The sequence below is a fragment of the Rhodococcus sp. BP-316 genome (assembly GCF_019836105.1).
In the GTDB taxonomy this organism is placed as follows: domain Bacteria; phylum Actinomycetota; class Actinomycetes; order Mycobacteriales; family Mycobacteriaceae; genus Rhodococcoides.
Map to the genome: position 1 here is coordinate 111,482 of NZ_JABUEE010000001.1, position 22,594 is coordinate 134,075.

Annotated in this window: 20 protein-coding genes and 1 riboswitch; of the genes, 7 read left to right on the plus strand and 13 right to left on the minus strand. The window is 70.0% G+C overall.

What is annotated here, in order from left to right; translation table 11 throughout:
• Positions 1-274 precede the first annotated feature (274 nt).
• The 5 genes from lnt to HQ312_RS00520 all read right to left on the minus strand — a co-directional run bounded on the left by lnt (position 275) and on the right by HQ312_RS00520 (position 5,962).
• A complete protein-coding gene (lnt, locus tag HQ312_RS00500) occupies positions 275-1,855 on the minus strand; it encodes an apolipoprotein N-acyltransferase (RefSeq protein ID WP_308123749.1) in 1,581 nt (526 codons plus the stop codon).
• Positions 1,852-3,441: an amidohydrolase gene (locus tag HQ312_RS00505; protein ID WP_308123750.1), complete on the minus strand. Its 1,590-nt coding sequence runs from the start codon at positions 3,439-3,441 to the stop codon at positions 1,852-1,854. The genes lnt and HQ312_RS00505 overlap by 4 nt, the downstream gene beginning before the upstream one ends.
• A gap of 43 nt (positions 3,442-3,484) precedes the next feature.
• A complete protein-coding gene (locus tag HQ312_RS00510; RefSeq protein ID WP_222637524.1) occupies positions 3,485-4,006 on the minus strand; it encodes an FxsA family protein in 522 nt (173 codons plus the stop codon).
• A gap of 77 nt (positions 4,007-4,083) precedes the next feature.
• Positions 4,084-4,746, minus strand: coding sequence for a response regulator transcription factor (locus HQ312_RS00515; protein ID WP_056444522.1), 663 nt, complete (start codon positions 4,744-4,746; stop codon positions 4,084-4,086).
• Between the two features lie 10 nt (positions 4,747-4,756).
• The gene (locus HQ312_RS00520) at positions 4,757-5,962 is read right to left on the minus strand and encodes a sensor histidine kinase (protein ID WP_051613278.1); all 1,206 of its coding nucleotides are present in this window, start codon (positions 5,960-5,962) and stop codon (positions 4,757-4,759) included.
• A 43-nt stretch (positions 5,963-6,005) separates the two neighbouring features.
• On the opposite strand from HQ312_RS00520, the gene HQ312_RS00525 reads away from it, so the two are divergent.
• From HQ312_RS00525 to HQ312_RS00535, 3 genes are read left to right on the plus strand one after another with little or no spacing between them, the layout of a single operon-like run.
• Complete coding sequence (locus HQ312_RS00525; protein WP_222631166.1) at positions 6,006-6,773, plus strand: TSUP family transporter; 768 nt, start codon at positions 6,006-6,008, stop codon at positions 6,771-6,773.
• 10 nt (positions 6,774-6,783) lie between these two features.
• Positions 6,784-8,310, plus strand: coding sequence for a TldD/PmbA family protein (locus HQ312_RS00530; protein WP_222637525.1), 1,527 nt, complete (start codon positions 6,784-6,786; stop codon positions 8,308-8,310).
• Positions 8,307-9,701: a metallopeptidase TldD-related protein gene (locus HQ312_RS00535; RefSeq protein ID WP_222637526.1), complete on the plus strand. Its 1,395-nt coding sequence runs from the start codon at positions 8,307-8,309 to the stop codon at positions 9,699-9,701. The genes HQ312_RS00530 and HQ312_RS00535 overlap by 4 nt, the downstream gene beginning before the upstream one ends.
• Positions 9,702-9,709: 8 nt before the next feature.
• Here the strand turns inward: HQ312_RS00535 and HQ312_RS00540 are convergent, their stop codons facing one another.
• Entirely contained in the window at positions 9,710-9,901 is a 192-nt protein-coding gene (locus tag HQ312_RS00540) for a hypothetical protein (RefSeq protein WP_222637527.1), read from the minus strand.
• Between the two features lie 509 nt (positions 9,902-10,410).
• On the opposite strand from HQ312_RS00540, the gene HQ312_RS00545 reads away from it, so the two are divergent.
• Positions 10,411-10,605 (plus strand): hypothetical protein, encoded by a 195-nt coding sequence (locus tag HQ312_RS00545; RefSeq protein WP_222637529.1) that lies wholly within the window; start codon positions 10,411-10,413, stop codon positions 10,603-10,605.
• 702 nt (positions 10,606-11,307) lie between these two features.
• Here HQ312_RS00545 and HQ312_RS00550 read toward each other — a convergent pair.
• Positions 11,308-11,688: a PPOX class F420-dependent oxidoreductase gene (locus HQ312_RS00550; RefSeq protein WP_222637530.1), complete on the minus strand. Its 381-nt coding sequence runs from the start codon at positions 11,686-11,688 to the stop codon at positions 11,308-11,310.
• Between the two features lie 19 nt (positions 11,689-11,707).
• Positions 11,708-15,316 carry a cobaltochelatase subunit CobN gene (gene cobN / locus HQ312_RS00555; protein WP_222637531.1) on the minus strand — a complete coding sequence of 1,203 codons (3,609 nt, stop codon included), beginning with the start codon at positions 15,314-15,316 and terminating at the stop codon, positions 11,708-11,710.
• Positions 15,317-15,373: 57 nt separating this feature from the next.
• A riboswitch (cobalamin riboswitch) is annotated at positions 15,374-15,438 on the minus strand.
• Between the two features lie 40 nt (positions 15,439-15,478).
• Between cobN and cobG the strand changes: the two genes are divergently transcribed.
• Positions 15,479-16,612 carry a precorrin-3B synthase gene (cobG, locus tag HQ312_RS00560; protein WP_222637532.1) on the plus strand — a complete coding sequence of 378 codons (1,134 nt, stop codon included), beginning with the start codon at positions 15,479-15,481 and terminating at the stop codon, positions 16,610-16,612.
• Between the two features lie 15 nt (positions 16,613-16,627).
• Here the strand turns inward: cobG and HQ312_RS21750 are convergent, their stop codons facing one another.
• The gene (locus HQ312_RS21750; RefSeq protein WP_261781958.1) at positions 16,628-16,756 is read right to left on the minus strand and encodes a hypothetical protein; all 129 of its coding nucleotides are present in this window, start codon (positions 16,754-16,756) and stop codon (positions 16,628-16,630) included.
• A gap of 183 nt (positions 16,757-16,939) precedes the next feature.
• Here HQ312_RS21750 and HQ312_RS00565 point away from each other — a divergent pair, with 183 nt between their 5' ends.
• Both HQ312_RS00565 and cobJ read left to right on the plus strand, forming a co-directional pair.
• On the plus strand, positions 16,940-17,566 hold the full coding sequence (locus HQ312_RS00565; RefSeq protein ID WP_027505377.1) for a precorrin-8X methylmutase: 627 nt from the start codon (positions 16,940-16,942) through the stop codon (positions 17,564-17,566).
• Positions 17,563-19,089 (plus strand): precorrin-3B C(17)-methyltransferase, encoded by a 1,527-nt coding sequence (cobJ, locus tag HQ312_RS00570; protein ID WP_056444552.1) that lies wholly within the window; start codon positions 17,563-17,565, stop codon positions 19,087-19,089. The genes HQ312_RS00565 and cobJ overlap by 4 nt, the downstream gene beginning before the upstream one ends.
• On the opposite strand, the gene HQ312_RS00575 is transcribed toward cobJ, so the two are convergent.
• From HQ312_RS00575 to HQ312_RS00590, 4 genes are read right to left on the minus strand one after another with little or no spacing between them, the layout of a single operon-like run.
• Positions 19,018-19,815, minus strand: coding sequence for a cobalt-precorrin-6A reductase (locus tag HQ312_RS00575; RefSeq protein WP_222637533.1), 798 nt, complete (start codon positions 19,813-19,815; stop codon positions 19,018-19,020). The genes cobJ and HQ312_RS00575 overlap by 72 nt on opposite strands.
• A gap of 27 nt (positions 19,816-19,842) precedes the next feature.
• The gene (cobM, locus tag HQ312_RS00580; RefSeq protein WP_027505376.1) at positions 19,843-20,592 is read right to left on the minus strand and encodes a precorrin-4 C(11)-methyltransferase; all 750 of its coding nucleotides are present in this window, start codon (positions 20,590-20,592) and stop codon (positions 19,843-19,845) included.
• Entirely contained in the window at positions 20,589-21,785 is a 1,197-nt protein-coding gene (cbiE, locus tag HQ312_RS00585) for a precorrin-6y C5,15-methyltransferase (decarboxylating) subunit CbiE (protein WP_222637536.1), read from the minus strand. Before cbiE ends, cobM begins: the two co-directional genes overlap by 4 nt.
• Positions 21,782-22,564, minus strand: a complete 783-nt coding sequence (locus HQ312_RS00590; RefSeq protein WP_307093028.1) for an SDR family NAD(P)-dependent oxidoreductase — start codon at positions 22,562-22,564, stop codon at positions 21,782-21,784. Before HQ312_RS00590 ends, cbiE begins: the two co-directional genes overlap by 4 nt.
• Positions 22,565-22,594 lie beyond the last annotated feature (30 nt).

The window sequence follows — 22,594 nt, forward strand, 5'->3', positions numbered from 1 at the left end:
GACGCACACTTCCACCGAACGGACGCAGAGAGCATCGACGCCGCGGCCGATTCGGCCGCACGTCTACATGCTGTGTGTGACTTCCGGTGTCCCCGACCGTGGTCGCACTCTGTACTGAGCTGTATGTGGCATTCGCTCAACCACCCGCCGTGGATGGGTGAGACTTACCAACTTCTCGGTTTGCGGACCCGAAACGTTACGTCCATCGCGGTGACAGATCACGAAAAGTGCGGAAAGACCGCCCCGACCAGCGGACGCGGAGCCGTGTGCCCGGTCAGCGGGCCCGGCGCCGTCGAGCGTTCGGTATCGTGGCGCCGATCACACTCAGGACGCCGAGGGCCACGAACACGTACTCGACGGTGGATCCCAGCCGTGTCGCGAGTGTGGTGTCGGTGCGCAGACCCACCGTGGCGACCAGATGGTCGGCGTCGAAGAGAGCGGTTCGCGAGGTCACGGAACCGTCGGGCGCGATGACGGCGCTGACCCCGCTGGTGGCGGCGACCACGACGGTCCTCGAGTGCTCCACCGCCCGGACTCGCGACATGGCCAGCTGCTGGTAGGTCATCTCCGTGTCGCCGAAAGTCGCGTTGTTGGTGGGCACCGCGAGAATCTGGGCGCCGGCGCGCACCGCCTCGGTGGGTGCGCGGTCGAAGGCCACCTCGTAGCAGGTCGCGACTCCCACGGCGAGAGCCCGCTGCTCGCGATCCGTGCCGGCGGGCACGTGCACGACGCCGTCACCGTCGCCGGGCACGAAGTTGCCCGCCGAGTCGGCGTACGAGGAGAACAGCCGGAAGAAGCTGCGGTACGGCAGATACTCCCCGAACGGTTGGACGATCTTCTTGTCGTGGCGCTCCCCCGGTCCGGCGGCTCCGTCCCAGGCGATGACCGAGTTGGTGGAGGTGCCGTCGGCATTCGACAGCACCGCGCCCACGAGAATCGGTGCGTCGATCCGCACGGAGGCGGCGGTGATCTCGGCCGCTGCGGTCACGTCGCGGGTGGGATCGACGTCCGACGCGTTCTCCGGCCAGATGACGACGTCGGGCTTCGGTGTCCGCCCCGCCTCGACCTCCTCCGCCAGCCGGAGAGTCTCGTTCACGTGGTTGTCGAGCACCTGGCGGCGTTGCGCGTTGAAGTCGAGGCCCAGCCGGGGAACGCTGCCTTGGATGGCCGCGATGGTGATCGCGTCGTCACCGTCCTGCGGACCCGCGAGCGTGGGGCGCACGACGAGTGCGACGACCGGCGCCACGGCGGCGAGCGCGACCAGCCCGGCGACCGAGGTGACGGCGAAGCCGGTGCGCAAACTCCTGCACAGCAGCGTCAGGCACACACCGATCAGTGCCACCGCGGCGCTGAGCAGCGGGGCGCCGCCGAGTGCGGCCAGCGGAAGCAGGGGTGATTCGGACTGACCGAAGGCCAGACGGCCCCAGGGGAATCCGCCGAACGGGACCGTGCTGCGCAACCACTCCGTCAGTGACCACACCATGGTGATCCACACCGCGGCGAACGGTAGGCGGGACACCACCACGGCGAGCAGTCCGAACAGACCGAGGAACAGTGACTCCGCGACGGCGAGCGCGATCCACGGCAGCGGTCCGACGTACACGCCGATCCACGGGAGCAGCGGCAGGAAGAAGCCGAGGCCGAAGGCGAACCCGTACAGGAAGCCGCCCTTCAGCGACAGGGCGCGCGCCGGATCGTCGACCCGCCGCTCGGTCAGGACGAACGTGACGAGCGCCAGGGCGACAGGCGCGAGAAACCACAGTGATCGCGGTGGGAACGACGCGAACAGGAGCGCGCCGGCGCCGGCCGAGAGAGCGAGCCGCGCGGGTGGGATCAGTCGAGCGGGAACGCTCACGCGCGGTACACCGTGGTGCCGCGGTGCACGGTCTCCAGGCACACCGGGTCCGGCGCCTGGGGATCGAGGCGAGGCAGGGCCGGAACTCGTGACCGCGGGTCGGTGGACCAGCGCTGCACCGAGTCCCGTGGTGCGCTCACGACCAGTTCCGCGGCGTCCCACACCGCATAGCTGGCCGGCGCGCCCGGCACCAGCGTGCCGGCCAGGCCGTCGCGTACTCCCCCGGCGCGCCAGGCGCCGCGCGTCGCCGCGGAGAACGCGGCGCGGGGCGAGACGGCACTGCCCGGTGTGCGGTGGTTGACCGCTCCGCGGACACCGCGCCACGGCTCGAGCGGCGTGACGGGTGCGTCCGACCCGATGGCCAGCGACACCCCGGCGGACGCCATCATCGCCAGCGGGTTGAGTGCGCGAGCGCGCTCCGCGCCGAGTCGAGTGGCGTACAGGCCCTCCTCACCGCCCCAGTAGGTGTCGAACACCGGTTGCACGCTCGCGATGACACCCCACGCCGCGAGGGCGTCGGCCTGCTCGGACGACACCATCTCGATGTGCTCGAGGCGATGGCCGCGAGACGCCACGGCGGGGCCGCCGAGCTCGGCCACGACCCGCCCGAACGCCTCGACCACGGCACTGGTGGCGGCGTCGCCGATGACGTGGAAGCCGGCCTGGATCCCGGCGCGGGTGCAGGCGGAGACGTGCGCCGCGATCGCGTCGACGTCGAGATACGAACGGCCGCAACCGGAGTGGTCAGCATAGTGGTCGTGCAGCCAGGCGGTGTGCGAGCCGATCGAACCGTCGACGAAGAGGTCGCCGCCCAGGGCGTGCGCGCCGGTCGCGGCCAGGAGTGCCGTCGCCTCGTCCGGGGTCGAGACGGCCTCGCCCCAGTAGGCGCGCACCTCGACGCCGTGCTCGAGGGCGAGGAGTTCGGCCAGGTCGACGCGGCCGGAGATGTCGGGGCCGGCGCACTCGTGCACGGCGGCGACCCCGTGCGCGGCAGCATGATCGAGCGCGGCGACGCGGGCGCGGTGCCGGCCCGCGGGGCTCAGCAGGTCCAGCGCCCGGGTGCGCACGGCATGGTGCGCCTCCGCGATGAGCGGCCGTTGCGGATCTGCGGTGGCGACCACGTCTCCGGCGGCGCGACGCAGCACCGTCGAGCACGCCGCGGAGTGCGCGTCGATGCGCGAGAGGTACACGGCCCGTCCGGGTGCTGCGGCGTCGAGCTCCGCGGTGGTGGGGCCGCGCCCCTCCGGCCACGTCGACTCGTCCCAGTTCTGTCCCCAGATCAGGGTGCCCCCGTCCTCGGCCGCGTACGCGGCGAGAGCGCGCAGGCACTCGTCGAGAGACCGAGCGCCGCTCAGATCGAGTCCGATGAGCGCCAGACCTGTCGCGGTGGTGTGGACATGGGTGTCCACGAACGCGGGAGTCACGAACTCCCCGTTCAGTTCCACCACCTCGGCGTCGGGATGCAGCGCCCGCGCGGGGCGATCCTCACCGATCCAGACGACGGTGCCGTCGGTGACGGCCATGGCTGTCGCGTCGGGCGCGGACGGGCTGTAGATCCGTCCGCCGACCAGCAGATGCGTACTCACGCTCGCCAGTGTGCCCGGTGTCGGGCGGCCGGGGTGTCGGGGGTCAGCGCTCGTCGCGGCCGGTGGTGCCGTCGATCACACCGCGGGTGTCGCGAGGGGCCGAATTCCCGCGGTCCGGCATCACGTCGCCGTCGATGACCACGTGACCGGCCCCAAATCCCTGCGGCCCGAATCCACCGGACGGGAACGTACGGCCCGAGGCCACGGCCGTCTCGACGCGCCGGGCGGCGGACCGCGCGATGACCGGACGAAGCAGCGCGCGGGTCAGCGGGATCATCAGCAGCAGGCCGAGGACGCTCGAGACGAGACCGGGGATCGTCAGCAGGACCGAGCCGAGGGCCACGAGCGCGCCGTCCGCGACCGCGCCGCCGGGTGAGCGGCGTCCGGCGTTGGCCGAGCGCAGTTCCGAGAGCACGCGCCGACCCTGGGAGCGGATCGCGACCATGCCCAGAGCGGACAGTGCGATCACCACGAACACCGTCCACAGGATGCCGATCGCCGAGCCGAGCCACACGAGGGCGCTGATCTCGACGACGAGGTAGAGGAAGAAGTAGAGCAGTGGCATCGCGGGAGTCCTTTCGGCGACTGGTCGAACCCGTCTGCCGTGTCAACGCGCGACCGCCTCGTTTTTCTCCCGGCCGGTCAGGCGCCCGGAGTGACCAGTCCGAGCTCGTAGGCGAGAACGACGGCCTGGACGCGATCGCGCAGCCCGAGCTTGGTGAGCATGCGGCCGACGTGGGTCTTGACGGTCGCCTCGGACAGGAACAGCTCACCCGCGATCTCGGCGTTCGACTTACCGGCGGCGATGAGCAGCAGCACCTCGCGCTCACGGTCGGTGAGCGACTCGACGGCTGCCGATCGTCCGGGAACATCGCGCGGTTGCCCGGCGACGATTCGGGAGAGCAGACGTCGGGTCACCCGCGGCGAGACGACGGCGTCCCCTGCCGCCACGCTGCGGATCGCGGACACGAGGTCCTCCGGAGGCGTGTCCTTGAGGAGGAATCCGCTGGCACCGGCACGCAGTGCGCCCAGGGCGTGTTCGTCCAGGTCGAAGGTCGTCATGACGATGACCCGCACCTCGGGTTGCGCCGCGATGATGCGTTCGGTGGCCGAGACACCGTCGATACCGGGCATGCGGACGTCCATCAGCACGACGTCCGGTTCGAGGCGCGCGGCCGCGGCGATCGCGGTGGCACCGTCGGGCACGTCGCCCACCACGTCGATGTCGGGCTGCGCGCCGAGAACCATCGACAGACCCATGCGCATCAGTTCCTGATCGTCGACCAGGAGCACCGAGATGGACACGGGAGACAACCTAGCGGTCCGGGTGGTCCTGGTCGACGCCCAGCGCGGCCTTCAGTTCGAGGGGCAGCGTCGCGGCCACGCGCCACCGGCCGTCCGGCAGCGGACCGGCGCGGAGCTCTCCGCCCAGCACGGCGACACGTTCGCGCATGCCGATGACGCCGAAGCCGCTGGTGGTGGGTGCGGCGTGAATGTCGACGGCCGGGCCGGTGTCGTCCGAGGAATTGATCACCGACACCGTCACCGCGGACGGTTCGCGGCGCACGGCCACCACGGCTCGGGGCCGCTCACCGCCGTGGCGCAGCACGTTGGTGAGCGATTCCTGCACCAGCCGGTGCACCCCGAGCGACACCGCCGGCGGCAGGTCGTCGAGTTCGCCCGTCTGCTCGATGGACACCCGCAGCCCGGCGGCGCGCATCAACTCCACGATCTTGGCGAGGGCCGCGGTGCCGTACTCGGGGTGGGACTCGGACGACTCGTCGGTCCGCAACAGCGACACCGTGCGTCGGAGTTCGGTGAGTGCGGTGCGGCCGGTCGCGGAGATGTTCGCGAGTGCCGCCGCGGCCCGCTCCGGGTCCGACCGCAGCGCGTAGGACGCCCCGTCCGCCTGCACGATCATGACGCTCACCGCGTGGGCCACCACGTCGTGCAGTTCGCGGGCGATGCGGGTGCGCTCGGCGGACACCGCCTCGACGGCGCGTCGGTCACGATCGGATTCGGCGACGGCGAGCCGTGCGCTGACCTCGGCGACGTAGGCCCGGCGAGTCCCGAGGAACTCCGCCGTGATGTAGGCCAGGGCGTAGAGGAGGACGAAGAAGATGGTGGAGGTCCAGTCGGACCCGAGCACGAGTCGCACGACGACGATGTCGGCCGCGAGGCCCAGCGCGAAGAGGAGGGTCGTGCGCCGGTCGGTGTACACGGCCAGCGTGTAGAGCATCACCACGAAGCCGAGCTGCCCGGGCGGCAGCGTGCGCGGTTCCTCCGATGCCCACACCATCAGAGTCGCGACCTGGCCGAGTGCGAGCGCCGTCCAGGCGGCGGCCACCGGGTAGCGGCGGCGCCAGGCGATCGGCGTGGACACGGCGACCGCCATCGCCACGTAGACGAGTGGCTGCTCCACGGCAGCGACGGCCGTGAGCTCGATGAGGAAGAGTGACACCGCCAGCGCACAGTCGACCGCGAACGGACGGTGGCGGAGCCATTCGCTGAATCGGCGCATCGTGGTCGAAGCGTAGCGCGGGAGCTGTGATCGAATGTCCGCCATGGGTGCTGGTGACTGGTCGGTGTTGCTGGCTGCCGCGCTGGCGGCGGGTTGGGTGGACGCCGTGGTCGGTGGCGGCGGGCTCATCCTGCTGCCCGCACTCCTGTTGGTCACGCCGGCGGCCACGACCCAGCAGACGGTGCTGGCCACCAACAAGCTGGCCTCCGTCGCCGGCACCACCGCCGCGGTGCTGACCTTCTCCCGCAAGGTCCCGATGAACTGGCGGCTCCTCGCACCCGCCGGAGTGGTGGCCGCGGTCGGCGCGGCGTTCGGCGCCGCCACGGTCAGTCTCATCGACAAGGACCTCTTCATCCCCATCGTGCTGGTGGTGCTGGTCGGCGTCGCGGTGCTGGTGACGCTGCGCCCCACCGTCGGCGTCGTGGTGGGTGATCCGCCGACGCGCCGCCGCATCACCATCGTGGTGGTGGTGGCCGCCGTCGGCATCGGGTTCTACGACGGCATCCTCGGTCCGGGCACCGGCACCTTCCTCATCATCACGTTCGCCACCCTGCTCGGCACCGAGTTCGTGCGCAGCGCGGCGATGGCGAAGGTGCTGAATCTGGGATCCAACATCGGCGCCCTCCTGTACTTCTCGGCGACCGACGACGTCCTGTGGTTGCTCGGCCTCGCCATGGCCGTCGCGAACGTCGCGGGCTCGCTGGTCGGCTCACGCATGGCGATCTCGCGGGGCGCCGGGTTCGTGCGCATCGTGTTGCTGGTGGTGGTGTTCGCGCTCGTCATCCGACTCGGGTGGCAACAGTTCGGCTAGCGTCACCGATGTGAGAGACGTCGACAGCGATTTCGTCGCCCTGCCACTGCACGCGCTCGCGGACGCGGCGCTGACAGCGGCACGTGCGTCCGGTGCCACGCATGCGGATCTGCGGGTGCATCGACTGCGGACGCAGTCGCTCGCTCTCCGCGACGGCGAGGTGCAGTCGAGTGTCGAGGCGACGACGCTCGGCCTCGCGGTCCGGGTGATCGTCGACGGAACCTGGGGATTCGCGTCCGGTGCGGTGCTGTCGGTGGACGAGGCCGTCTCCGTCACCTCGCGCGCCGTGCTCGTCGCACAGGCGTTGCGCGACCTGAACCGGGATCCCGTCGTGCTCGCCTCCGAGCCGGTGTACGAGAACGTGTCGTGGGTGTCGGACTACGAGATCGATCCCTTCGACGTCCCCACCACCGACAAGGTCGATCTGCTGGGCGAGTACTCCGGCCGTCTGCTGGCCTCGGACGGCGTCGACCACGTGAGTGCCTCCGTGCTGCAGGTCAAGGAGCAGTCGTTCTACGCAGACCTCGCCGGGTCGCGCATCACGCAGCAACGGGTGCGACTCCACCCGCAGATCGACGCCGTGTCCGTCGATTCCGCGTCGGGTGGCTTCGATTCGATGCGCACCCTCGCTCCCCCGACGGGACGTGGCTGGGAGTACCTGACCTCCGACGGGACCGGCGCCGACGGACTGTGGGACTGGGACGACGAACTCTCGCGCATCCCCGACTGGCTCGCCGAGAAGACGAAGGCCCCCGGCGTGGAGCCGGGTCTCACCGATCTGGTGATCGACCCGACCAACCTGTGGCTCACCATCCACGAGTCCATCGGCCACGCCACGGAATATGACCGAGCCATCGGCTACGAGGCCGCCTACGCCGGAACGTCCTTCGCGACGCCCGACCAGCTCGGCACGCTGCGCTACGGCAGTGAGTCGATGCACGTGACCGCCGACCGCACCGAACGCCACGGGTTGTCCAGCATCGGGTGGGACGACGACGGCGTGGCCTCGCAGTCGTGGGATCTGGTGCGCGACGGGGTTCTCGTCGGCTACCAGCTCGACAGGGTGTTCGCCCCCCGCCTCGGGCTCGAGCGGTCGAACGGGTGCTCGTACGCGGACTCGCCCCACCACGTCCCGATCCAGCGGATGGCCAACGTCTCGCTGCAACCGGACCCGCACGTCGATCGCAGCGTGGACGATCTCATCGCCGACGTCGAGCACGGCGTCTATGTGGTGGGCGACAAGTCGTGGTCGATCGACATGCAGCGCTACAACTTCCAGTTCACCGGCCAGCGCTTCTTCCGCATCGAGAACGGGGCTCTCGCGGGCCAGGTCCGGGACCTGGCGTACCAGGCGACGACCACCGATTTCTGGGGCTCGATGGAGGCGGTGGGCGGACCGTCCACGTGGCGTCTGGGCGGCGCGTTCAACTGCGGCAAGGCGCAGCCCGGTCAGGTGGCGGCGGTGTCGCACGGCTGCCCCGCTGCTCTCTTCCGTTCGGTCAACGTCCTCAACACACGAACGGAGGCGGGTCAGTGAGCGTCAGCACTCCCCTCGGCGGCCACGATCTGGTGGAGCGTGCGCTGTCGTACGCCACCGTCTCGGACACCGTCGTGATCGTCGCCGACATCTCGGAGGCATCCCTGCGGTGGGCCGGGAACTCGATGACCACCAACGGCGTGGGTGACTCGAGGTCCTGGACCGTCGTCTCGATCGTGCGGGACGGCACGGCGGCGCGGGTGGGAACGGTCTCGTCCACGAGCATGGATCCGGATGATGTCGCCGGCGTCGTGGCAGCCGCCGAGGACGCCGCTCGTGCGGCTCAGCCCGCCACCGATGCGATGCCCCTCGTCGAGGGCGCCCCGACGCCGGACTCCGGCTGGGGCGACGTCCCGCTCCGCAAAGGGATCGACGTGTTCGACTCCGTGGTACCGGGCCTGGCGCGGGGATTCGACGGAGCCGATGCGTTGTACGGCTTCGCGCATCACACGGTCCGCACCGTGTGGCTGGGCACGTCCACCGGGGTACGGCGGCGCGTCGTCGAACCTGTCGGGTCGCTCGAGATCAACGGTAAGAGGGGTGGTCTCTCGGGCGGTGCCAGTGCCTGGGTGGGCACCGGTACCCGAGACTTCCGCGACATCGATCTGGATGCGTCCCTGGCCGAACTGACGCGCCGGCTCGACTGGTCCGCCCGGACCGTCGACCTTCCCGCGGGACGCTACGAGACGATCCTCCCACCGTCCGCGGTCGCCGATCTGATGATCGATCTGCTGTGGTCGATGGACGGCCGGGGCGCGCAGGAGGGCCGCACCGCCCTGTCCGCTCCCGGCGGCGGCACCCGCGTCGGTGAGGTGCTCGGACACCTCGGTCTCACGCTGTACTCCGACCCGTCCGAGAACGGCCTCGAGTACGCCCCGTTCGTGGTCACCGGATCCTCGAGCGACGCGGTGTCGGTGTTCGACAACGGAATGGACGCCGGCCGCACCGACTGGATTCGCGACGGTGCAATCACCTCCCTTGCCTACCCACGTTCCGCCGCAGCAGAATTCGGGGTTACACCCACTGTGCCCGGTGACAACCTCGTCATGGTGGGCGGCGCCGGCGGTTCCGTCGACGACCTCGTCGCGCGCACCGAACGCGGACTCTTGTTGACGACCCTCTGGTACATCCGCGAGGTGGACCCGACGACCATGCTCCTCACCGGGTTGACGCGGGACGGCGTCTACCTGGTCGAGGACGGCCGGGTGACTGCTGCCGTGAACAACTTCCGGTTCAACGAGAGCCCGCTCGACATCCTGCGCCGCGCGACAGAGGCGGGTACGACCGTTCCCACCCTGCCGCGTGAGTGGTCGGATTGGTTCACCCGCGCAGCGATGCCCCCGATGCGGATCCCCGACTTCCACATGTCGTCCGTGAGCGCGGCCCAGTAGGAGGGGCCTCACTCGCCGGGTGCGGTGAAATGGTCGGTGCCGTGCGAGTCGCGGACATGGACGATCCCGTCCCGGAGCATGCGGTGGTGCCACTGCCGCCGGGTCTTCAGGCTGTGGTGCCGGCGGCACAGCGGCGTGAGGTTGCCGGTGACGGTCCATCCGCCACTCCGGGGGGTCGGTGTGGTCGAACGGGACGACATGGTCGAGATCGCAGTCTTCGCTGGACACAGCACATCCCGGGTGAACGCACGTCGAATACAGCGCTGTCACCAGCGACGCGATCGCCTCGGACGGCCGATAGGTCAACGCCCCGGCCGGGGGTACGGCGAATCCCCCATGTCCGTCGGGGTCGGCGACGGCACGGTCCACCGCCGATGGTGGGAGCGTGCGGAGATAGTCGACCTGCTCCCTGGCTTTTCGGGCTGTCGTGCTGCCCAGTTTCCCCGTGGTCGGTGTCCAGCCTGCGGGCATGCGGCGGGTGCGGCGGACTTCCCGCCCGGCGGCGGGCATCGGCGGGCCCGGTGGTTCGGAGTCGGTCGGCGGGTCGTGTTCCGGGCATCGGCAGCTGCACCCCACCCGCGGTTCCGCGACCTTCGCGGCGGTGATCATCGCCTGCCACGTCGCATCCCCGGCGATCCTCCGGGCCACGTCCGCAGGAACCGGACCCCAACCGACGAGGTGACCGGGTTCCCCCGCCAACCCTGCTGCGGTGGCAGCATCGAGGACGATCACGGCACGGGCCGGCGTACCCGACACGGCCCCGGTCAAGAGCGCGTGCGCGGCGTCGAACAACCGAGCCGGCAACGACGTCGGATCGGTCACCCCGCGTGCGGCGGCAGCGGCGATGTTCCGCCACAGTGCGGCGACTTTGTCGGCCGGACCACGGATCTTCAGCTCGGCCTGATCGCGCGGGAGCTTGCGCACCGTCGCCGACCGCTCCAATGCTGCCCGTTCACGGATGATGCGGTGCCAGTCGGCGTCGAAGTCGGCGAGGATCCGGTCGATCGCCGACGTGACCGCACCCGGCGTGCACCGGGCTGCGACAGCAATGACCCGCTGCAGTAATGCTTCGGTCGCATGATGGAACCCGGCCAGGGATCGGCAGACCGTGCGGAACGCCGCGTACGCCAACCGGCCCGCATCGAACGCTTCCTGCACCGCAGGACGGGCGGTGCGAATCAAAAACAGCCACTCCGTGACAGTGCTGGTGGACACCGACAGCGCCGACGCGACCTCCGCGACCGCGCATGCTTCGGCGGCGTCGGCGTCGAATACCCCACCGGTCGCGAGCACGGCGGGGCGTCGGGACTCGGAGTGGATGTAGGAGCACGACGCGGCGACGGTGCGGGCGAACGAGGCCTGGGCGTCGACCTTCGCCGACACCAACACATCGACGGAAACTGGTGCGTCGTACACGAATTCACCCCCCGGTGATGCCCCGATCAGGCCGCCCCCCGACGACCTGACCAAACACTAACTCACCCCACCGACAGAAACTGAAACGTATGTTCGAACCGGGCCGCGCGGCGCCTCGCAACTCCGGGAACATGGAGTGTCAGCGGGAGCGCCTGATCCGGACGTTCGGTGAGGTCTACTCGAACAGCCATCAAGCGACGCGGAGCGCCAACCCGACGGTGCTGCTCTTGCCCTTGAAGAGCGAGCTCATCGTCACCACGATGCGGCCGGTGATGCCGTACTTCTCGATCACCACGTCGCGGGTACGCGCGGTGCCTGCGTCGTCCAGCACCTCGGCGACAGCGTCCATGGCCGGGCCCACGTTCTTTCCACTGCGATCGCAGGTGGCCACCGTGACGCGGGGAGTGTTGCGGATCCGCTTGACCTTCCACGACTCCCGTTGCGTCCACATGAGGAGCCGGTCCCCGTCGAGCGCCGCCCAGATGGGTGTCGGCTTGGGGGTGCCGTCCTTGGTGAATGTGGTCAGGAGGACGTACTTCGCGGTGCCGACGTCACCGAACGGGTTGCTCATACGAGACAGGATAGGCCGGTCAGTCGCCCTCGAGCTCGCCTTCGCTCTCGAGGTAGGCCGCACGGAGGTCCGCGAGCACTGTCGGGTCCGGTTCCGCCCACATGCCGCGTTCCACGGCCTCGAGCAGTCGCTCGGAGATTCCGTGCAGCGCCCAGGGATTGGACGTCGACATGAACTTCCGATTGGTCTCGTCGAGGACGTACTCCTGCGTGAGCTTCTCGTACATCCAGTCCTGCACGACTCCCGTGGTGGCGTCGTACCCGAACAAGTAGTCGACCGTCGCGGCCATCTCGAATGCGCCCTTGTACCCGTGCCGCCGCATCGCGTCCATCCAGCGCGGGTTGACGACGCGCGCACGGAACACGCGGGACGTCTCCTCGTGCAGCGTGCGGGTGCGCACCGATTCCGGGCGGGTGCTGTCGCCGATGTACGCCTCGGGAGACGTTCCGGTGAGCGCACGCACGGTCGCCACCATGCCGCCGTGGTACTGGAAGTAGTCGTCGGAGTCGGCGATGTCGTGCTCGCGGGTGTCGGTGTTCTTCGCCGCCACCGCGATGCGCCGGTAGGACGAACGCATGTCGTCCGCTGCCGGGACGCCGTTCAGTCCGCGGCCGTACGCGAAGCCGCCCCACGTCGTGTAGACCTGCGCCAGATCCTCGTCACTCCGCCAGCTCTTGCTGTCGATCAACTGCAGCAGTCCGGCGCCGTACGTGCCGGGCTTGGATCCGAAGATGCGGGTGGTGGCTCGGCGGTCGTCGCCGTGCTCCGCGAGATCGGCCTGTGCGTGCGCACGCACATAGTTCTGCTCGTCGGTCTCGTCCAGGCCCGCGACCATGCGGACGGCGTCGTCCATCATCGCGAGCACGTGCGGGAATGCGTCGCGGAAGAAGCCGGAGATGCGGACCGTCACGTCGATACGCGGCCGTTTCAGCTCGTCCAGAGCGATCGGTTCGAGGTGCGTGACGCGGCGCGACGCCTCGTCCCACACGGGCAGCACGCCGAGCAGTGCGAACACCTCGGCCACGTCGTCACCCGAGGTACGCATGGCGCTGGTCCCCCACACCGACAACCCGACAGAGCGCGGGTACTCGCCGTGATCCTGCAGGTAGCGGGCCACGAGCGACTCGGCCATCGCCTGGCCGGTCTCCCACGCGAGCCGCGACGGCACCGCCTTGGGGTCGACCGAGTAGAAGTTGCGGCCGGTCGGCAGCACATTGATGAGTCCACGCAGCGGCGACCCGCTGGGGCCGGCCGGGATGAATCCGCCGTTCAGCGCATGCAGCACACGGTCGATCTCCTGGTCGGTCCCGCGCAGACGGGGAACCACCTCGGTGGCCGCGAAGCGGAGGATCTCGGCGACCGTGTCGGGCAGTCCCGCGGCGATGCCGTCGACGGCGTCCACCGACCAGTCGGCGCGGTGCAGTGCCGCAACGAGACCACGTGCCTGCTCCTCGACGGCATCGACCGACGTACGGGCCTCGTCGCCGTCCTCGCTGAGACCCAACGCTTCCCGCAGACCCGGAACGGTGCGCTCCCCACCCCACATCTGACGGGCCCGCAGCATGGCAAGCACGAGGTCGACCTCCGCCTCACCGCGCGGAGCCTGCCCGAGGACGTGGAGCCCGTCGCGGATCTGCACGTCCTTGATCTCGCACAGCCAGCCGTCGACGTGCAGCAGCATGTCGTCGAACACCTCTTCGTCGGGGCGTTCCTCCAGGCCGAGGTCCTTGTGCATCTGGGCCGCGGTCATGAGCGTCCAGATCTGCTGACGAATCGCCGGCAGCTTCGCCGGGTCCAGAGTCGAGATGTTGGAGTGCTCGTCGAGCAACTGCTCGAGGCGGGTGATGTCGCCGTAGCTCTCGGCGCGGGCCATCGGCGGGATGAGGTGGTCGACGAGAGTCGCGTGCGCGCGGCGCTTGGCCTGTGTCCCCTCACCCGGGTCGTTGACCAGGAACGGGTAGATCAGTGGCAGATCGCCCAACGCGGCGTCGGTGCCGCACGAAGCGGACATGCCGAGAGTCTTGCCGGGCAACCACTCGAGGTTGCCGTGCTTGCCGAGGTGCACGACGGCGTCCGCGGCGAAACCGCCGTCCTCCTCCGGGGCCGCGAGCCAGCGGTAAGCGGCGAGGTAGTGGTGGCTGGGGGGAAGATCCGGATCGTGGTAGATCGCCACGGGGTTCTCGCCGAACCCGCGAGGCGGCTGCACCATGAGGACGACGTTGGAGAACCGCAGTGCGGCGATGACGATCTCGCCCTCCGGATCCGCTGAACGGTCGACGTACAGCTCGCCCGGTGCCTCGCCCCAGTGTTCGACAACGCCGGATCGCAGGTCCTCCGGCAGCGTGTCGAACCAGTGTCGGTAGCGCGCGGCCGAGATACGGATGGGGTTGCCCTCGAGCTGCTCGGCGGTGAGCCAGTCGGCGTCCTGCCCACCGGCGGCGATGAGCGCGTGGATGAGGGCGTCGCCGTCCTGCGCGGCGAGGCCGGGCACCGCGTCGTCACCGTCGACGGGTCCGATGTCGTAGCCCAACTCGCGCATCCGCGTCAGCAGACCGATCGCCGACGCCGGGGTGTCGAGTCCGACGGCGTTGCCGATGCGGGCGTGCTTGGTCGGGTACGCGGACAGCATCAGCGCAATGCGCTTGTCGGCTGCGGGAATTCGGCGCAGTCGAGCATGCCGGACCGCGATGCCGGCGACACGCGCACAGCGCTCGTGGTCGGGTACGTACGTGCTGAGGCCGTCGGCGTCGATCTCCTTGAACGAGAACGGCACCGTGATGATGCGACCGTCGAACTCGGGCACCGCGACCTGGGTCGCGACGTCCAGCGGGGACATGCCGTCGTCGTTCGCGTCCCACATCGCGCGGGAGCTGGTGAGGCACAGGCCCTGCAGGATCGGCACGTCGAGCGCGGCGAGCTCGGCGACGTCCCAGGCCTCGTCGTCGCCACCGGCGCCCACGTTGGCGGGACGGGTTCCGCCGGCCGCGAGCACGGTGACCACCATGGAGTCGGCTTCGCGCAACGCCTCGAGCAGTTCGGGTTCCGCGCTGCGCAGCGACGCACAGTAGATCGGGAGCGCGCGGGCGCCCTTCGCCTCGATGGCGTCGCACAGGGCATGGATGTAGTCGACGTTGCCCGCGAGGTGCTGGGCTCGGTAGTACAGGACGGCGATCGTGGGCTCTGCCGACGAAGTGCGCGCACGGGTGCGCAGCACACCCCACGTCGGGAGATGGGCGGGCGGGGCGAACCCGTGGCCCGTCAGCAGCACCGTGTCGGACAGGAAATAGGCGAGCTGCTCGAGGTTGTCCGCGCCGCCCTCGGCCAGGTACTGGTGCGCCTGCGCTGCCACATTCGCGGGAACCGTCGACAGTTCCATCAACTCGGCATCAGGAGCCTGCTCGCCGCCCAGCATGACCACCGGAACGGGGCCGCGGAGCACCGCGTCGATACCGCTCTCCCACATCCGGCGCCCGCCGAGAATGCGCACGACCACCAGGTCGACACCGTCCATGAGCGTCGGCAGATCGGCGTCGACGAGGATGCGGGACGGGTTGGCCCAGCGGTACTCGGCGCCGGACGCACGTGCGCTCAGCAGATCGGTGTCGGATGTCGAGAGCAGCAAGATCACGGTGGTGGAGCCTTCCCTGGGGTTTTCGCGCCCCGTCGGCGTCGGTGTGCACCCCAGGTCTGACTTCTCCGGAGACGCTGGAGTCACAGTGGCGCGACCGCGCCGGAGTCTCACCGGCTTCCGGGGTGCTTCGCGATGATCGTACGTCGTAGCCTGGACTGCATGAGTGATGCCGGGGACAGGAGCAGACGGGACGCCTGCCCCGGGGCGCTCCAACTGCACGAGGCGAAGGACGGCTTGCTGGCTCGGGTGCGTCTGCCCGGCGGCGCGCTCAGCGCCGAGCAGATGGGTGTGCTCGCGGCGGCATCGACAGACTTGTCCGACGGTGAGTTGGTGCTCACCTCCCGGGGGAACGTCCAGCTCCGCGCGGTACGCGATCCCGACGACCTGGCCGACCGACTCGCGGCCGCGGGACTTCTGCCGTCGGAGACCCACGAGCGGGTCCGCAACATCCTGGCGTCGCCACTCTCGGGTCGTCTCGGCGGAACGGCCGACGTCCGCGACCTGGTGTCCTCGCTGGACACCTCGCTCACGGGTGATCCTGAGCTGGCCGACCTGCCGGGTCGGGTGCTCTTCTCGGTCGACGACGGCCGCGGCGATGTGACGGGTTTCGGCGCCGACATCGGCGTCCACGCCATCGACGAGGACTCCTTCGCCCTCATCCTCGGGGGCGCCGACAGCGGCGTCCGGGTCCCGCGGGCCGACGCGGTCGCGGTGATGCTCGACGCGGCACGCGGGTTCCGCCGCGAGCGGCAGGGGCACTGGCGCATCGCGGAGATGCCGAACGGCGTGGAGGCTGTGCTCGGTCACGTCGATCACGCTGTCGGCGACCACCCTCGGGTCGCCGTCGAGACGTCGGTGGAGCCGCCGATCGGATGGTTCGTGCAGGACGACGCCACCGTCGCGCTCGGTGCCGCACTCGCCCACGGCGTGCTGCCGGCCCGCACCGCCCTCTTCCTCGCGGCGGTCGAGAAGCCGATCCACGTCACGCCGTGGCGCGGCATCGTGCTCCTCGATCTCGACGAGGGCGTCGCCGAGCAGGTCGTGCGTGTGTTGGCCCCGATGGGCCTGATCTTCGACGCGGAGTCACCGTGGGTGCGGGCCAGCTCGTGCGTCGGCTCTCCCGGCTGCGCGAAGTCGCACTCCGACGTGCGCGCCGATCTCGACGTCGCCGTGGAGAACGGCGAGGTGGGCGACGGCCGGGAGCACTGGGTCGGGTGTGAGCGCCGATGTGGCCGACCCCGCGGTGAGGTCACCGACGTGGTCGCGACCGAGAGCGGTTACCAGCGCTCCTGAGCCGCCTGCATCCGATCAGGAGCCCGGTGCGGTCACGATCAGGTAGTACAGCGTGGCACCGATAGCCAGTATCTGTTGGCCAGGGAAGGCGTAGTTGTCGACCAGCCAGTGGCCGGCGAGGTCGAACAGAGTGCTCGGAAACATGGTTCGGCTCCGTTCTCGTCGACGACCCCGCGGTCGTTCGTCTCGGCAACGTTACGAGCGTTGCAGCACGACCGGAACAGACCCATCGTTACGATTCGGTGTCGATCCGTGGTGCCTCTCCCCCGTGCCGCGGCGCCGGACCCTGGCCGACCACGGCGCGTCATCGCTCCCTATCGTGGAGCCATGCACGACTACATTCGCGACGGCGACGAGATCTACCGGCGCTCCTTCGCGACCATCCGAGCGGAAGCCGACTTGTCGGCGTTCTCCGACGATGTGGCGCAGGTCGTCGTGCGCATGATCCACGCGTGCGGAGAAGTGAATCTGGCGCAGTCCATCGCGTCGACGGCCGACGTCGTGGCGAAGGGCCGTGCTGCGCTGCGCGCGGGGGCTCCCATCCTCTGCGACGCCACCATGGTCGCGTCCGGCATCACCCGTCGACGGCTTCCAGCCGACAACGAGGTGATCTGCACCCTCAACGCACCGGACGTCCCGGAGATGGCGCGCGAGCGCGGCACCACCAGAACGGCCGCAGCGGTAGATCTGTGGGTCGACCACCTCGACGGCGCCGTCGTCGCGATCGGCAACGCACCCACCGCACTGTTCCGGCTCATGGAGTTGATCCAGCAGGGCGCTCCGCGCCCGTCCGCGATCCTGGGTGGGCCCGTGGGCTTCATCGGCGCCGCGGAGTCGAAGGACGATCTCGTCGCCTCCGGTCTCGGCCTCGACCACCTGCTCGTCCTCGGCCGCCGCGGTGGCAGCGCCATCGCCGCGGCCGCCGTCAATGCCATTGCGACGGAACGCGAATGAGCGGCAAGCTCTGGGGTGTAGGTATCGGCCCGGGTGATCCGGAGCTGGTGACGGTCAAAGCCGCGCGGGTCATCACCGCCGCCGACGTCGTCGCCTTCCACAGCGCCCGGCACGGCAAGAGCATCTCGCGCCGCACCGCGGAGCCGTACCTGCGCGAGGGGCAGATCGAGGAGCACCTGGTCTACCCGGTGACGACGGAAGGCACCGACCACCCCGGCGGGTACGACGGCGCGCTCGCGGACTTCTACGTCGAAGCGTCCGAACGTCTGGCGGCGCACCTCGAGGCCGGGCGCTCGGTCGCGCTGCTCGCCGCCGGCGACCCGATGTTCTACAGCTCGTATCAGCACATGCACGTTCGTCTCGCGCACCGCTTCGACACCGAGGTGATCCCCGGCGTCACGTCGGTCAGTGCGGCGTCCGCGGCGGTCGGGGAACCGCTCGTCGAGGGTGACGAGGTCCTGACCATCCTGCCGGGGACCCTGCCCCGCGCTGAACTCACGCGGCGACTCGAGGACACCGACTCCGCCGCGATCCTCAAGCTGGGCCGCACGTATCCCGCTGTGCGCGAAGCCTTGCGCGACAGCGGCATGATCGACCGCGCCCGCTACGTCGAGCGCGCGAGCACCACCGGCGAACGCGTTCTCGCCGCCGACGATGCGACGGACGTTCCGTACTTCTCCATCGCCGTGGTCTCGAGCCCGTCCTACGTGGTCAGCGAACCCGCTGCGTCGGGCGAGGTGGTGGTCGTCGGATTGGGGCCGGGCTCCGCCGAGTGGACCACGCCGGAGGTGCGCGGCGAGCTGCTCCGCGCCACCGATCTCGTGGGCTACACCACCTACATCGACCGGGTGCCCGTTCGAGCCGGCCAGCGTCGACACGCGAGTGACAACCGAGTCGAATCGGAACGGGCCGAGATGGCACTCGATCTCGCGTCTCGCGGCGGTCGGGTCGTCGTCGTGTCCTCCGGCGATCCCGGCGTGTTCGCCATGGCCGCAGCGGTTCTCGAGGTGGCGGCGCAGGACCGATGGCGCCACGTTCCCGTGCGCGTCTGCCCCGGGGTCACGGCCGCCAACGCGGTCGCGAGCCGCGTCGGCGCTCCCCTGGGCCACGACTATGCCGTTCTGTCCCTGTCCGATCGCCTCAAGCCGTGGGACGTGGTCGAGCGCCGCATCCGCGCGATCGCGGCGGCCGACATGGCGTTCGCCGTCTACAACCCGGCCTCGCGCTCGCGGACCTGGCAGGTGGAGGCGCTGAAGACGCTCGTGCTCGAGCACCGTGGCCCGGACACTCCCGTCGTCGTGGGCCGCGACGTCTCGGGACCCGAGGAATCGGTGACCGTCGTCCGGCTCGGGGATCTCGACCCGGCCACGATCGACATGCGCTGTCTGCTCATCGTCGGAGCGTCCACCACGACGGTCGATCACACCGCGGACGGCCCGCGGGTATTCACGTCACGGCGTTACGACACCGTCGATCCCATCGCCCGCGTCGGGAGCGGCGCGGGGAGTGCGTCGCTTCAGTAACCAGGTCACGCACTTGTCGGCTGTCGGCACCACGGGAACGTCGTCCTGAACGGGCGGCCGTTCCACCATGACGACGGGGATGCCGCGCTCGCGGGCGGCCTGAAGCTTGGCCGACGTGAGCTTGCCGCCGCTGTTCTTGCTCACCACCACGTCGATGCGGTGCTCGTCCAACAGCTCGCGCTCGCCCTCGAGGTCGAACGGCCCGCGTGACTCCAGAATGCTCGAGTGCGCGGGGACCTCGCCCTCGGGCGGATCGATGCACCGCACGATGAAGTGTTGGTCGTCCAGGGACGCGAAGTGGTGCACGCCCTGTCGGCCGATGGTGAGCAGGACGCGGGCGAGAGCGGGTCGGTCGGCGAGTGCCTGCGCTGCCGCCGGCATCGACGGCACCGTGATCCAGTCGTCCTCGGCCAGCGGACTCCACGGCGCGCGACGCACCAGCACCAGCGGCACGTCGGCCGCCGTGCAGACCTCGACCGCATGCGCCGTCATCGTCGCGGCGTAGGGATGCGTGGCGTCGACGACGTGCGTCACCTCGTGCTCCGTGATCCACTCGCGCAGACCGTCCACTCCACCGAAGCCGCCGATCCGCACCTCCCCCACCGGGAGCACGGGATCGGCCACTCGGCCGGCGAGCGAGGAGGTCACGGTGGTGCCGTGCAGTCCGTCCAGCTTGATCGCGAGCTGACGTGCTTCGGACGTGCCACCGAGAACCAGAACATGCATTGGGGCGACCTTACCGGCCCCGGACAGTCAGTGATCGAGCCGTCGCCGGGCCGCCGAGTACAGGAAGCTGTCCGGGAAGCCCTCGGCCGACAAGACGCGGCCGACGACCACGACCGCCGTCTTGACGATGCCTGCCGCCACCGTCGCGTCCGCGAGATCGGCCAGTGTGCCCCGCACGATCACCTCGTCCGCGCGGCTGGCGAAGGCCACCACCGCTGCGGGACAGTCGGATCCGTAGTGCGGCACGAGTTGCTCGGTGATGCTGTGGATCTGGCGCGCACCGAGATGAATGACCAGTGTCGCCCCGCTCCGTGCCAACGTGGGCAGATCCTCGCCGTCGGGCATGGCCGTCGACAACGTCGACACCCGTGTCAACACCACGCTCTGCGAGATCCCGGGCACGGTGAGTTCGCGACCCAGCGCGGCCGCAGCCGCGGCGAACGCCGGAACACCCGGCACGATCTCGTAGTCCACGCCCGCCGCGTCGAGTCGTCGCGACTGCTCGGCGACGGCGCTGTACAGCGACGGATCGCCGGAGTGCACGCGGGCGACGTCGAGGCCGTCACGCGAGGCGGTGACGAGTTCGTCGACGATCGCGTCGAGCGTCATGCGAGCGGTGTTCACGACGCGGGCGTCTGCCGGGCACGTGTCGAGCAGTTCGCGTGGCACCAACGACCCGGCGTACAGGCAGACCGGGCTCGACGCGATGATGCGGGCTGCGCGGACGGTCACGAGATCGGCCGCACCGGGTCCCGCGCCGACGAATCTGACGGTCACGCTGTCTCCTTCTTCACGACGCTCCACTGCGTCACCGGCATCTGCGGACGCCACCCGGTGAATCCGCCGAGCGGTTCGCCGCGGTGCACCTGCAATCGTCGCAGCAGACCGCCGTGCTGCGAATACCACTGCAGAAGTAGCGATTCCGACTCCGCGGTGACGGCATTGGCCACCAGCCGCCCACCCTCGGGCAGGGCGTCCCAGCAGGCGTCCATCACTCCGGGTTGCGTCGCGCCGCCCCCGACGAACACGGCGTCGGGTTCGGGCGCACCGGACAAGGAATCGGGTGCCGCGCCGCGGACGACGAGCGACGGAACGCCCAGGGCGACAGCATTGGTCCGGATAGTGGCGGATCTGGACTCGACGCGCTCGAACGCGATCGCGGAACATGCCGGATGCGTGCGCATCCATTCGATCGCGATGCTTCCCGACCCGCCGCCGACGTCCCACAGACGTTCACCCGGTGAGGGCGCGAGGGCGCTGAGAGTCAGCGCCCTGACCTCACGTTTGGTCAGCTGACCGTCGCCCACGTAGAGCGCGTCGTCGAGTCCGGGTGCGCGCGAGACGGTGTGGCCCCGCACCTCGAGCGCAACGACGTTCAGTGAGTCGACGTCGCGCGCGTGCACCCAGTCGGTGACGGGCAGCGCACGCACCCGCTCGCGCGGTCCCCCGAGTTGCTCGAGCACGGACATGGCACTGGAGCCGAGGTCACGGCTCAGCAGCAGAGTCGCGAGTTCGGCTGCGGTGCTCTCGTTCTCGGCGAGCACGAGGACGCGGCGTCGGTGTGTCAGGGCGGGCAGTACGGTCTCGATCGGCCTGTTCACCAGGGACACCACCTCGACGTCGTGGAGCGCCCAGCCGAGACGGGCGCACGCGAGCGACGCCGACGACGGGTGCGGAAGGACGCGCACCGCATCAGCACCGAGGAGCCGCGTCAACGTCACGCCGATCCCGTGAAACATCGGGTCACCGCTCGCGAGCACGCATCGCCGCGTACCGGCATGCTCGTCCAGGAGACCGGTCAGGGCGGGCAGCATCGGGGTGGGCCACGCGATTCGCCGAGCCGCGGTGCCCGGCACCGCGTCGAGTTGACGCTCGGAGCCGAACAGGACGTCCGCGGATTCGACGGCGTCACGGGAGGTCGGCGACAGCCCGGCCCATCCGTCGGCGCCCACGCCCACGACGTCGATCATCGCGGCATCCGGCGCCAGATCGGACGTGGGAGGACGCGCATCAGGGCGACGAGTAGGCGCAGACGGCCGGGCACCCACACGACGTCGGTCCGCGAGCTCAACGCGCGGACCACCGCGTCGGCCACCTGGCCGGGTGTGCTCGACATCGGTGCGGGAGACATCCCCTCGGTCATCCGGCCGATGACGAAACCCGGTCGGATCAGCAGCAACCGCACGCCGGTCCCGTGCAGCGCGTCGGCGAGACCGGACGCGAATCCGTCCAGTCCGGCCTTCGCCGACCCGTAGACGTAGTTCGCCCGGCGGACCCGAGCGCCGGCGACGGAAGAGAAGACGACGAGCCGGCCGGATCCCTGCTCGCGCAGCGCCGTCGAGAGATGTGTCAGCATGCTGACCTGCGCCACGTAGTCCGTGTGGACGACGGCCACCGCGTGCGCCGCATCCGTCTCGGCGCGCGTCTGATCGCCCAGGATGCCGAAGGCCAGGACCGCCGTGTCGATCGGCCCGTGAGCCAGAACCGACGTCACGAGACCGTCGTGCGACGCCAGGTCGTCGGCGTCGAACTCGAGCGTCGTCACCCGACTCGCGCCGGCCGCGCGCACTCGTTCCGATTCGGCGACCAGATCGTCGGACCGCCGGGCGGCGAGGACGACGTGGCGGCCGCGCGCGAGGCGCTCCGCGATCTCGAGACCGATGTCGCTGCGACCACCGAGGAGCAGCAGAATGCCGGTGCTCGACTGGTCGGGTGTGGTCAGGTCACGGCCGGCCGGTGGGTGGGTCACGGCGTCCAGTGTCCTCGATTATCGTGGCGG